10 protein-coding genes, 5 tRNA genes and 1 other RNA gene are annotated in these 12,514 nt (G+C 40.9%); 2 read left to right on the plus strand and 14 right to left on the minus strand.

The annotated features are described in order from the left end of the window. Positions 1-59: 59 nt before the first annotated feature. The 5 genes from H6A27_RS02895 to H6A27_RS02915 form a co-directional block, all read right to left on the minus strand. The gene (locus H6A27_RS02895; RefSeq protein WP_204404801.1) at positions 60-713 is read right to left on the minus strand and encodes an HAD family hydrolase; all 654 of its coding nucleotides are present in this window, start codon (positions 711-713) and stop codon (positions 60-62) included. An 18-nt stretch (positions 714-731) separates the two neighbouring features. After that, a complete protein-coding gene (locus tag H6A27_RS02900) occupies positions 732-1,985 on the minus strand; it encodes a clostripain-related cysteine peptidase (RefSeq protein ID WP_204507605.1) in 1,254 nt (417 codons plus the stop codon). An 85-nt stretch (positions 1,986-2,070) separates the two neighbouring features. Then, a complete protein-coding gene (locus H6A27_RS02905; protein ID WP_204404799.1) occupies positions 2,071-2,478 on the minus strand; it encodes a hypothetical protein in 408 nt (135 codons plus the stop codon). Between the two features lie 147 nt (positions 2,479-2,625). Beyond that, complete coding sequence (locus tag H6A27_RS02910; protein WP_154044561.1) at positions 2,626-3,486, minus strand: sigma-70 family RNA polymerase sigma factor; 861 nt, start codon at positions 3,484-3,486, stop codon at positions 2,626-2,628. Positions 3,487-3,679: 193 nt separating this feature from the next. Further along, positions 3,680-5,188 carry a trypsin-like peptidase domain-containing protein gene (locus H6A27_RS02915; protein WP_204507606.1) on the minus strand — a complete coding sequence of 503 codons (1,509 nt, stop codon included), beginning with the start codon at positions 5,186-5,188 and terminating at the stop codon, positions 3,680-3,682. A 260-nt stretch (positions 5,189-5,448) separates the two neighbouring features. Here H6A27_RS02915 and rnpB point away from each other — a divergent pair. Together rnpB and H6A27_RS02925 are read left to right on the plus strand one after the other, a co-directional pair. Beyond that, an RNA gene (gene rnpB / locus H6A27_RS02920) (RNase P RNA component class A) lies at positions 5,449-5,802 on the plus strand. A 35-nt stretch (positions 5,803-5,837) separates the two neighbouring features. Further along, a complete protein-coding gene (locus tag H6A27_RS02925; protein WP_204507607.1) occupies positions 5,838-7,154 on the plus strand; it encodes a YihY/virulence factor BrkB family protein in 1,317 nt (438 codons plus the stop codon). A gap of 84 nt (positions 7,155-7,238) precedes the next feature. Here H6A27_RS02925 and H6A27_RS02930 read toward each other — a convergent pair whose 3' ends face one another. The 9 genes from H6A27_RS02930 to H6A27_RS02970 all read right to left on the minus strand — a co-directional run bounded on the left by H6A27_RS02930 (position 7,239) and on the right by H6A27_RS02970 (position 12,443). Continuing rightward, positions 7,239-7,847: a riboflavin synthase gene (locus H6A27_RS02930; RefSeq protein WP_204507608.1), complete on the minus strand. Its 609-nt coding sequence runs from the start codon at positions 7,845-7,847 to the stop codon at positions 7,239-7,241. A 39-nt stretch (positions 7,848-7,886) separates the two neighbouring features. Further along, positions 7,887-8,090 carry a hypothetical protein gene (locus tag H6A27_RS02935; protein ID WP_204404795.1) on the minus strand — a complete coding sequence of 68 codons (204 nt, stop codon included), beginning with the start codon at positions 8,088-8,090 and terminating at the stop codon, positions 7,887-7,889. Positions 8,091-8,239: 149 nt separating this feature from the next. Beyond that, a tRNA-Gly gene (locus H6A27_RS02940) sits at positions 8,240-8,312 on the minus strand. 13 nt (positions 8,313-8,325) lie between these two features. Continuing rightward, positions 8,326-8,409: transfer RNA gene (locus tag H6A27_RS02945), tRNA-Leu, on the minus strand. Positions 8,410-8,428: 19 nt separating this feature from the next. After that, positions 8,429-8,509 (minus strand) — tRNA-Leu (locus H6A27_RS02950). 29 nt (positions 8,510-8,538) lie between these two features. After that, positions 8,539-8,611: transfer RNA gene (locus tag H6A27_RS02955), tRNA-Gly, on the minus strand. Positions 8,612-8,643: 32 nt separating this feature from the next. Next, positions 8,644-8,716, minus strand: a tRNA-Gly gene (locus H6A27_RS02960). A gap of 191 nt (positions 8,717-8,907) precedes the next feature. Beyond that, positions 8,908-10,068, minus strand: coding sequence for a carboxynorspermidine decarboxylase (gene nspC / locus H6A27_RS02965; RefSeq protein WP_239469548.1), 1,161 nt, complete (start codon positions 10,066-10,068; stop codon positions 8,908-8,910). Positions 10,069-10,076: 8 nt separating this feature from the next. Further along, a complete protein-coding gene (locus H6A27_RS02970; RefSeq protein WP_204507609.1) occupies positions 10,077-12,443 on the minus strand; it encodes an ATP-dependent helicase in 2,367 nt (788 codons plus the stop codon). Positions 12,444-12,514 lie beyond the last annotated feature (71 nt).

Genomic DNA, 12,514 nt, shown 5'->3' on the forward strand with positions numbered 1-12,514 from the left:
AGTCTAAAATCTTGGCAAAATTAGATGTTTTATATCACTTAAACAAATTAAGTTTGATTTTACTTGTTCAGAAGTGAAATTAAATCGGAAAAAGTAAAGTTGCTGAAATCAGGAATCACAACGTCGCATTTATCCTTTATCGCCTCCTTCGAGTTGGTTGTACTAAGTCCAACTACAAGCATCCCGGCAGACTTTCCGGCCTGTAATCCATGAAACGAGTCCTCGAAAACGACACTGTTTTCAGGCACTGTATCAAACACCTTTGCACCAAGAAGGAAACAGTCGGGAGCCGGTTTTGAGCGGGTAAACATCTCGGCGGTAAGTATTCTGTCAACAAGCCCCTTAAGTTCAGGATGAGACGAATATACATTCGACATCTTTTTCTCGTTAGAGCTTGTAACGATAGCTATCTTCACCCCATTATTACGAAGTTCTTTCATAAACTCTACCACACCTGGAACATATTCGTACTCCATCTCACTTTCGAACTTATCCAGTCCTTTAGTTATTTCAGCCTGTTCCGCATCCATACCCTTGAAAAAACGGTCGTATATCTGCGACAAGGTCTGTCCTTTGATAAGCAGTCCGAAGTTTTCCTTATCAGGATGGTATTTTCGTCCTACCCCATTCCAATAAATAGTATATTGTGATTCTGTATCCATTACCACACCGTCAAAATCGAATAGTGCGGCAATCGTTTTAGTTTTATCCATTGTTTAGTTTTTGTTTAATTAATTGCTGCTTAATGAAGTCTTAAAACGGTCCCAACCTACAGCCTTATACCACGAAAGGGTTTCGTAATAAGTATTCCAGCTCGATTTTGACACCTTATAAGGGAAATACATGCCTATACCGCAAAAACGGCCTTTTTCTATCGTATATAAACTGTTACCTACAATTGCATATTTTACACCATATAAAGCATCAGCTGCAATAACCACCTTATTTATAATGTCCTGCAACCCATCAGGAGTATTTCCGTCATTCAAGGATTTAAAGAAATCGACAACATCAAATGAAAAATACTTAAATGAACTAACCCCATATTGTTGAATATTATCAACATCTAAAGAAGACATTTTCTCTGAATAAGTTTCCAGATTAGCACCAACCCATTCTGCCAAATCATCCATCTTGCTACAATCTATTGCCGCACATGTTCCCCAAGCTCCCAACTGTCTGCTATAATCTATATAATCTTTACAAACTTCATTATATGGAATTTCTGCATTATATAGTTTTGGCAATATTATATCGTATGGAAGACCATAAACATGGGTCTCCACCACAGCACCGATAAGATAATCAGTTACATCCTTTAATTCATAAGCGACCTCGGCTGTACCCATCATACATGCGTCGAAAAGGATAAAATCCAATTGTTTCCCGCTAAATACTTCTTCCAAAGCGTCAGCCATGTCCGGAATATTGATATTATACCCGGCATCATCGCCAAATGCGCGTCCAGAAACGGAATTACCGGGCATCCAACTTGTACCATGAGAGCCAAAAACAAGACCATAGTTTGTTGATGGAGACAGTTTTACCATCTGATCTAAAACACGAGCCATTGTTTTCGGGTCCGTAGCATTATGATTCCCCTCAGTGTAAGTACTACAATAAGCTTCACTGATAACATTTGAAGGAGTCAAATCTGAACCTTGCAGACTTTTTTTATTATTGATATTACCCTTTCCATCAGAATTGTATTGCAATAGACTCGGACCAGCCAAACCATCGTTATCATTATTATATGGTCTGTAATACACTATAAGAGTACATGAGTCTGTAGTCTGTGACAGACCTGAATACATATCCACAAGATTATCCTTCAAGTACTTATCCAAACTTCCGGAATTATTGTTGGAAATCAGATAGGCAAGTAATGTTCTTCCTGATTTCAAAGGAATTTTTTCTTCAGGAATCTCGTCCGAACATGAGACAAGAACAAATACGGACAATAGAAGTAATAATAGCTTTTTCATCTAAAAATCAAATTCTTAATAAACAAAAAACGTATCGCCATACTCTCCAACACAAGAAAGTAAAACGATACGCAAATCATGAAGACTAATAAACTTCAGCCTTCTCAAACTTAAACTCAGGGTTAACACTTTTAATCACCATGTTATTACCCTTTTTATATTTTTCCCTCAGTTTTGAAATTTCTTTTTCCAACTTGTTCTTCTTTACATTAAAGAACATAAAGCATGTACGGTTTTTACCGCCCTCTTTTGTTTCAAGATAATCTTTCAACTGTACACTGTATTGGGAACGACCAACCAAAAAGCCTTTACCATCAACCATAGCACTGTCCAGATACTGAATATCTGTAAAATAAATAAGAGAATCGGTAAACGAAGCAGAAACGCCTGCCATATAAACACCATATTTATCTTTATCTTTTGATTTCTTTGCCGTTGCACCTACAACCATAGATACAGCAAACAAAAAGCATAATAATTTTATATATCGCATATTCAATTGTTTATAATGTGACAAAAGTAATGAATTATAGTCAATCTAAGAAGTTCAAGGCTATTATTTAACATACAGAAACAAAAAAACAGAACCAAACGATATTTAGTTTGATTCTGTTATTCTTTTCGGAAACCAATCTCTATCTTATCCCAAATAAGACTTGAGCAACTTGCTACGTGAATTGTTTCTTAATCTTCTGATAGCTTTTTCCTTAATCTGACGAACGCGCTCACGAGTAAGCCCGAATTTATCGCCGATTTCTTCCAACGTCATTTCCTGCGTGTTAATACCGAAAAACATCTGGATAATATCCTTCTCTCTGTCGGTCAACGTAGATAGTGCTCTGTCGATTTCCTTCGAAAGTGACTCATTAACCAAAGAACGGTCCGCCATAGGCGAATCATCGTTCACCAACACGTCAAGCAGACTATTGTCTTCACCCTCAACAAAAGGTGCATCCACTGAAATATGACGTCCGGATACTTTAAGAGTATCAGAAATCTTATCTACAGGAATTTCAAGTTCGTCGGCAAGCTCTTCCGGCGACGGGCGACGTTCGTTTTCTTGTTCGAATTTAGAGAAAGCCTTACTGATTTTGTTAAGTGAACCCACCTGATTCAACGGCAACCTTACAATTCTTGACTGCTCTGCCAAAGCCTGAAGGATTGACTGACGAATCCACCACACAGCATAACTGATAAATTTAAAACCACGTGTTTCGTCAAACTTTTCGGCCGCTTTTATCAGTCCGAGGTTACCCTCATTAATAAGGTCTGGCAAACTTAATCCTTGATTCTGATACTGTTTTGCGACAGAAACGACGAATCGCAGGTTGGCTCTTGTAAGTTTCTCTAACGCTATTCTGTCCCCCTTACGGATACGCTGAGCAAGCTCTACTTCTTCTTCGACTGTAATCAAATCTTCGCGACCTATTTCCTGCAAATACTTATCCAGAGAAGCGCTCTCTCGGTTAGTGATACTTTTGGTAATCTTTAATTGTCTCATTCTTTAAAATCGATTTGGGTGCAAAGTTATAAAAATATCAATAAAAAGGCAACTATCCCTTTCATTATTATAACTTTTTATACAAAATAAATGATAAAGAGAGGCGTTCATGTCATAACCGACATAAAACGCCTCCCAAAACACTTTTACCTTAAATAATACCTATTATATTTACCGATGAATATTATTTCAGTTATTCTGCCTGTGACAAATCAACAGCATAGTTGGCACGTTTTCCTGAAGGATAAACACCTGTCATGAACAATACCTGATCAGGCGACTGGGATGCGGCCTTCATTACATCTTCAAGATCCTGGACGGTCTTAAGCTGCTTGCCGTTAGCTTTCAGGATAATGAATCCCTTACGGATACCGCTTTCAGCCATTCTACCGTCTGTAACACCTGTAACCTGAACACCATATCCAAGATTCAACTGGCGTTTCAATTCATCAGGCACAGCACGGAATGCAGCTCCAAGCATCTCCATGTCAGCCTTCTTAACCACTTTGGTATTACCCTGTGCATTCTTCAGTGTGATGGTAAATTCTTTTTCTTTCTTGTCACGGAATACTGTCACCCTGACTTTATCACCAGGACGATACTGTGCAAGTCCACCTTGAAGATCGGCCATTGTCTTTACTTTCTTTCCGTTAAGTTCAAGTATCACATCATTCTTTTTCAATATACCATCAGCCGAACCACCCTCGGTAACTTCTGCCACCTGTACACCTTCATTTATTCCAAGTTCTTTTTGTTCTTTCTTAATTTCATCAGTATAGTTCATATTTTCATCACCCATATTTCTACCACCTATTCCAAGCAATGCACGCTGTACTGTTCCATACTGCTTCAAGTCTGTTACAACCTTAGTCATTATGCTTGTAGGGATTGCAAATCCGTATCCGGAATATGCTCCAGTAGGTGAGAACAGCATTGCGTTGATACCTACCAACTCACCTTGAGCGTTAACCAATGCGCCACCACTGTTACCCTTGTTGATTGCGGCATCAGTCTGAATGAACGATTCTACCTGATTAGCGCCAAGACCTCTTGATTTGGCACTTACCACACCGGCAGTTACTGTAGAGCCCAAGTTGAACGGGTTACCAACAGCCAGCACCCACTCTCCTACTTTAAGCTTGTCAGAGTCACCAACAGGTATTGCCGGAAAATCATCCCCTTCAATCTTCACCAATGCAAGGTCCGATGTAGGGTCTGTACCTATTACTCTACCCTTAAGCTCTCTGCTATCCTGAAGCTTTACACTGATTTCGTCCGCTCCATCGATAACGTGGTTATTGGTTACGATATAACCGTCCTTAGAGATTATAACACCAGAACCGAAACCTTTCTGTTCAGGAGTTTCAATCTGACGCTGGCGTCCACGACCGTCACCAAAGAAATAGTCGAAAATATCAGGCATCTGCTGAATAGTCTGCACTTTGCTTCTTTGTGTAGCTACTATATGCACAACAGAATTCAAAGAGCTTTCCGCAGCTTTAGTCAAGTCAACCGGCTGCATGCTGTTTGAATCCATAGCTACAGCACGAGTCAAAGGCATAGTATTGAATGATTCATAAAAAGTCTGGCTTTCTTTCGGTTGATTATTCTGTGAAACGAAGTATGCCGTAACACCTGCAACACCTGCACTTACCGCAACCATTGAGGCTGCTCCTATCGCAAATTTAGTTACTGATTTCATAATCTTATCTATATTAAATTGTTAATTCCGCTATTGATTTAACGTTTCATCCGCTAAAGTATAACAAATTCCATACGGTTGTACTCCTAAGTATCAGTTTTTTCTCTCTTTTAACATTGACATATAATCGATTAACTGGTGTTAACGGGTAAACTGCCAAATTTACATTCATTACAAGAGCCCGATTACGATAAATATCAAAGTATTTATACCAAGTCTGCCGTTTTTTCAGTTTATTTCCCTACCTTTGCACTGAGAAAGCAGCAAACCGGTCTGTCGCTGGTATATTATACAAGAGGAAAGTCCGGGCAACATAGAGCATCCTACTTCCTAACAGAAAGCTGTCCGCAAGGGTAGAGTAATGCAGAAGAAAACAACCGCCTCATTCGGGGTAAGGGTGAGAAGGCGGGGTAAGAGCCCACCAGCCGGATAGCGATATCCGGGCTGTGCATCTTAGGAGTTGTAAGGTCATGTAAACCGGCATTAACGAGGGTTGCTCGCCCCACGTCGGAGGGTGGACCGCTTGAGCCTGACGGTGACGTCAGGTGTAGATAAATGACAGACACCCCTGCTTGTCAGGGATACAGAACCCGGCTTACAGGTATGCTGCTTTCTTTATTTCATAATGATTTCACCATTACTACATACTATGCCAAAACTCCAGATTGACAAATGGAAGAAATTTTTCCAAAAAGAACTTTGGATTGCCGATGAAGAAAAATATCCGCCTATAATTAGGAGTATAATAAAGGCAATACGAATCATAATTCTTTCAACAGAACAATTCAACAGCAACAGAATAGTAGTCCGTGCATCAGCACTCACATACAGCACCCTACTATCTATAATTCCTATATTAGCCATACTTTTCGCCATAGCAAGAGGATTCGGTTTTGATTCTATTTTAGAAGGACTATTCCGCGACAATATGAGCAGCCATCAGGCAGAGCTTGTCATCACGTGGATTAACTCCTATCTGCAACATGCCAAAAGTGGAGTCTTCATAGGTGTAGGTGTAGTCATGCTCCTCTGGACAATCCTCATACTGACTGACAATATTGAGCGAAGTTTCAATATGATATGGCAGGTCAAACGCCCAAGAACGGTATTCCGGAAAATAACGGACTATTTTTCAATGATACTTCTCCTGCCGCTACTGATAGTATTCTCAAGCGGGCTGTCAATATTCATGACAACATTTATGAAAGAGATGGAGTCGTTTGCACTGCTTGCACCGATAATGAAATTCTTTATACAACTCCTCCCATACGCCATTATCTGGGCTATGTTTATCGGTCTGTTTATATTCATCCCAAACACTAAGGTCAAGCTTAGCCATGCCATTATGCCGGGAATAGTTGCCGGAAGCGCTTTCCAGTTATTCCAGTACATATACATAAACAGCCAGATATGGGTATCAAACTACAATGCCATATACGGAAGTTTTGCCGCCATACCGATGTTTCTTTTATGGACACAAATATCGTGGAGCATCTGTCTATTCGGAGCGGAAATGAACTATGTAAGCCAAAATTTAGAATCATTCAAATACGGAAAAGAATCAAAGAACATCAGCCGAAGATATCATGATTTTTTCTGTACAATAATCCTGTCCAGAATATGCAAGCGCTTTGAAAACGGAGATGACCCATATACCGCAGAAGAACTAAGCAAAGAAAACAAGATTCCAATAAGACTCACAAAAGACATCCTTTACGAGTTGCAGGACTTACAGCTGATATATGAAGGAGTGAAGGAAAAAAACAACACTGAAGAAGTATGCTATCTTCCAGGAATGGCCATACACAACCTGACACTGGGAGTAATGCTCAACAAACTCGATTCAAAAGGGTTCGAAGAATTCAACATCGACAAAAGCCAATACACCGCTTCATGGAACGCAATGATTAAAGCACGCGAGGAATACACCTCACAAAACAACCAGATATTGCTAAAGGATTTATAATAACATACTTATAATAAAATATGAAACGGCTCCCAAACAAGATTAATGTTAGGGAGCCGTTTTCATCATATATCAAAAAAAGAGTTATTCAGCTGTAAGCTTCATCATTCTGCTCAAATACTTGCCTATAATATCAAATTCTATATTGACCACGCTACCAACCTTTATTGTATGGAAATTGGTATGCTCGAAAGTATAAGGAATGATTGCGACCTGAAAAGTATCCTCTGTAGGATTACATACAGTAAGGCTTACACCATTCACAGTCACAGAACCCTTGTCAACCGTAAAATAGCCACGTTTAGCCATTTCCGGGTCAAACTTATACTTGAAGGTAAAATACCAGCTGCCTTCTGCGTCATCTACAGCGACACAAGTAGCAGTCTGGTCAACATGCCCCTGAACGATATGTCCGTCAAGGCGACCATTCATCATCATACTTCTTTCTACGTTCACTTTATCTCCAACCTTCAAAAGACCGATATTGGAACGCTCTATAGTTTCTTTCATGGCAGTTACAGTATAAGTGCCGTCCTGTATGCTAACCACAGTAAGACACACTCCATTATGCGACACACTTTGGTCTATCTTCAATTCATCTACAAATGAACATTTAAGTGTCAGGTGAAGGTTTTCCTGTTCCTTAACCACCTTTACAACTTCTGCAAATTCTTCTACAATACCAGAGAACATAAATACAATATTTTTTATTATTCGTTATTTTCAAAAGATTTATTCAGGAATAGGCTTACTCCACACCGTCTCCCCGTCCGAATCGACCACCGATATTGTTCCACCGGCGTACTGTTCGGTATATGAATTACCTTTTTCCAACATATCCTCAGCCATGTGTATAGCCTTTTCCATTGTCTTCAGCGAAAACCCCTTGTTATCATAAGAGTCGCCGTCAGAAAAGTAAATGTCATAAGTTTTCATCTAAGTCTGTCTTTAATATTTTGCGAGACAAATATAGTGTAAACCAAGTGAAGTACAAAGCGAAAACAAAGTTTAATCATTATATTATCGCCACAATGCCGTAAAAACAAAAAAAGAGAAACCAGTATCTAACTGATTTCTCTTCTAAGAGCGGAAAACGAGACTCGAACTCGCGACCCTAACCTTGGCAAGGTTATGCTCTACCAACTGAGCTATTTCCGCATTATTATTTATGTGAAGGAAATGAGACTCGAACTCACACGACATAATTGTCACTACCCCCTCAAAGTAGCGCGTCTACCAATTCCGCCATTCCTCCATAAACCGTTTAAGACTTGTGCCCAGAACAGGACTCGAACCTGCATGCCTCTCGACACACGCACCTGAAACGTGCGCGTCTACCATTCCGCCACCTGGGCAAACACAAACCTCGATTGATTTGCTTTTGAGCGGAAAACGAGACTCGAACTCGCGACCCTAACCTTGGCAAGGTTATGCTCTACCAACTGAGCTATTTCCGCATCTTGTTCAAAATGTCAATTTCACTTTTTTGAGCGGAAAACGAGACTCGAACTCGCGACCCTAACCTTGGCAAGGTTATGCTCTACCAACTGAGCTATTTCCGCATTGTTTATTCAACCGTTAGTTGTTTTCCCGATTGCGAGTGCAAAGGTATAGCTTTTTCTGAAACCACCAAAACATTTGAATACTTTTTTTGAAACTTTTTTCTCAATAAGTCACAACCCCTTGATAATCAACACCCATAAAAAAGTGTGGTTCGCAATAATAATCCACTTATTATTGCAAACCATATAAATCAGCACATTCTGTCTCTATAATCCTCATAACGGAATGTTCTGTAAATTTCCAGATTACCGTCTGAATGCAATATTGCTATCGAAGGATGATGAATACCATTGAACATATTAGTCTTTACCATCGTATAATGTATCATATCCTCTAACACTATTCTTTCGCCTACACTCAACTCATGATCAAATCTCCAGCTTCCCATATAATCACCGCTTAAACAACTGTTACCACCTAATCTGTAAACATGTTCTTCAGGTGAAGCCGTCTTCACCGCATCGGCAGGAAGAGATTCCGCTCCACGTACAGCAGGCTGATAAGGCATTTCCAGACAATCAGGCATGTGACATGTGAAACTTACATCAAGTATTGCAGTACGAATGCCTTTGCTTTCCACTACGTCAACCACCGAGGCTACCAGCGGACCTGTCTGCCACGTAAAAGCTGATCCCGGCTCGAGTATAATCTGAAGATTAGGATAGCGCTGTTTCAGTCCTTTCAGAAGACCGATAAGATGATTAACGTCATAATCCTTTCTCGTCATCAGATGACCGCCACCCAAGTTAAGCCATTTCAATTGCGGGAACCACTTTGAAAACTTCTTCTCGATATGTTCAAGAGTCCTTTCAAGCTCGTACGAACTCGATTCGCAATGGCAGTGACAATGAAACCCATCAATGCCTTCAGGCAATGTTTCCGGAAGCAAGTCGGCAGTCACTCCGAAACGTGTTCCCGGCGCACATGGATTATAAAGTTCGACTTCCACCTCCGAATATTCAGGATTTACGCGTATTCCGAACGATACATCCTCGCCCGATTCTTTCGCCATAGGATAAAAGCGGCTGAATTGCGAAAGAGAGTTAAACGTAATATGACTGCTGTATTTCAGGAAAGCAGGAAAGTTCTCCTCTGTATATGCGGGCGAATATGTGTGCGCCCGGCTTCCGAACTCCTCAAAGGCAAGACGTGCCTCATATTCAGAGCTTGCAGTGGTATAATTGATATACTCCCTGAAGATAGGAAACGACTTCCACATGGCAAAAGCCTTGAAAGCCAAAATAATTTCCACTCCTGCCGATTCGGCTACATTCTTTATCAGACTCAGGTTCTTTCTGAGCAATTCCTCTTCCATGACATAGCATGGAGAAGGCACTTTAGTCAAATCCATAATCTTAATTATCCAATTATTTTAAAACGTGCAAATTTCAATAACAGTTGTTTTTCGCCGGCATTCTCAAATCTTACAGTCGCTTTGCAGTTGTCGCCGCTACCTTCCAGTCTCACGACCTCTCCCCTGCCGAAACGCTCATGCTCTATCAGGCGGCCTACCTCCACACCGTGTGTATCAGCCTTTCCTGAATACATGTTTCGGTTTATCGCAGTATTTGGTACAGAAGGAACAATCCTTTTCAGATTTCTTGGCGGTACAGGCTTTACGAATCTAACCGGTTCTTGTGGAATCTCGCCACCATCGAACATAGAAGGTCCGCTGCTTCTGTAAGTATCATTTTTCTCGTAGCCACGCTCATAATTACGTCTGGAATACCCTTCATTCCGCACCGATGTAAATCCACTGTCAGCAGGCAGTTTCAAGTAAGCCGGATTAATATCCTTGAGGAAACGGCTCGGATTACAGAATTCAGGCTTGCCATACTTATACCTGTTCTTGGCATACGAAATGAAACAATTCTCCTCCGCACGGGTTATCGCCACATAAAACAGTCGTCTTTCCTCTTCAAGTGCTCTTGGTGAATCGGCTGACATAGGTCCGGGGAAGAGATTTTCTTCCATACCTACAATAAAGACATTCCTGAACTCAAGTCCCTTAGCCGAATGGATAGTCATCAGAGTAACCTTAGGCACACTATCGTCCTTTTCTCCATCCTGATCGGTAAGCAACGCTACCTCCGAAAGATAATCAGTGAGAAACATTCGGTCATTACCTTCCTGACGGCGGATATCACAGAAATCGTAAATACCGTTCACCAACTCATCAATATTCTCGCGTCTGCTCAAACCTTCGGGCGATGTATCCTGAATAATATCAGCCATTATACCTGAAGCGCCTACAATCTCCTTGCCCAATTCGTATGCATTGACAGTTTCAACCTTACCTATAAATTCCGCAATTATATCCTTGAATCCCTGCAGTTTGGCGTGAGTACCTTTATTAATATTCAATCCGTAATCAAGAGGCGACGATATGACCGTCCACAGGCTGACACCTTCCTGTGCTGCAGTAGCAATAATCTTATTCAGCGTAGTATCACCTATCCCCCTTGCCGGATAATTTATAACCCTCTTCAGAGCCTCACCGTCGTGCGGATTGACAGCCAGGCGGAAATATGCGATAACATCCTTTATCTCCTTACGCTGATAGAACGACAGCCCTCCATATATCCTGTATGCCACAGCGCGTTTACGAAGAGCCTCCTCAAATATTCTACTCTGCGCATTTGTTCTGTACAGAATGGCAAAATCACTGTAAGGCTGTCCTCCCTTAACGTGCATGGAGGTAATCTTGTTTACCACAATCTCGCCTTCTTCCACATCACTGTACGCGCTTGTCACGGTTATAGGTTCACCAACGGAGTTTTCAGAAAAGACTTCCTTCCTTATCTGTTCACGGTTTTTCTCTATCAGACTGTTGGCCGCTTTCACAATCAGCTGTGTAGAACGATAGTTCTGTTCGAGCTTGAACAGACGCGCGTCATTATATAGTCTTGTAAATTTCAGAATATTGTCAATGTTTGCTCCTCGAAAAGAATAAATACTTTGGGCATCATCACCAACCACACATACACGCTGATGCTTGCTCGTAAGTTGCAGCACTATGCTATGTTGTGCGAAGTTTGTGTCCTGATACTCGTCCACAAGAACATATCTGAATCTGTCGGCATATTTTTCGCATATATCCGGATGATTTTTGAACAACAGATAAGTATTTACCAGAAGGTCGTCGAAATCCATTGCGTCACTCTGCTTGCATCGTTCGCAATACCTTATATATATATCCCTCATAGCAGGAATTTTTGCCTCTGAGTCGCTTCTGAAAAACTCAGCGCTTGCAGCGTATGCCTGAGCTGAAACAAGATGATTCTTGGCATTGCTTATACGCGACTGTATCAACCCTGGTTTATACACCTTTTCGTCAAGATTCAATTCTTTAAGAAGAGATTTTATCAAGCTTTTGGAATCGGATGAATCATATATCGTAAAATTCGAAGAATAGCCCAAAGCCGCAGCCTCAGTACGTAATATACGGGCAAAAATGGAATGGAAAGTACCCATCCACAAATATTTGGCCTTTTCCGTACCTACGGCACGCGATATACGTTCCTTCATCTCGCGTGCCGCCTTGTTGGTAAACGTAAGTGCCAATATAGACCACGGTTCATACCCATTATCAAGCAGGTATGCTATCTTGTACGTCAGCACCCTCGTCTTTCCGGAACCCGCTCCGGCTATAACCAGCGATGGCCCTTCATTATAAAGCACCGCAGCACGCTGGCTTTCATTCAGTTCATCAAGATAATCAGTCATCTTTTATATAAATGTATGATAGATAAATCAATAGTAAATTTCAGGTTACAAAGTTATATAAAAGAAACGAC

Origin of the sequence: Bacteroides caecigallinarum, assembly GCF_016902295.1 — a bacterium.
GTDB lineage: Bacteria > Bacteroidota > Bacteroidia > Bacteroidales > Bacteroidaceae > Phocaeicola > Phocaeicola caecigallinarum_A.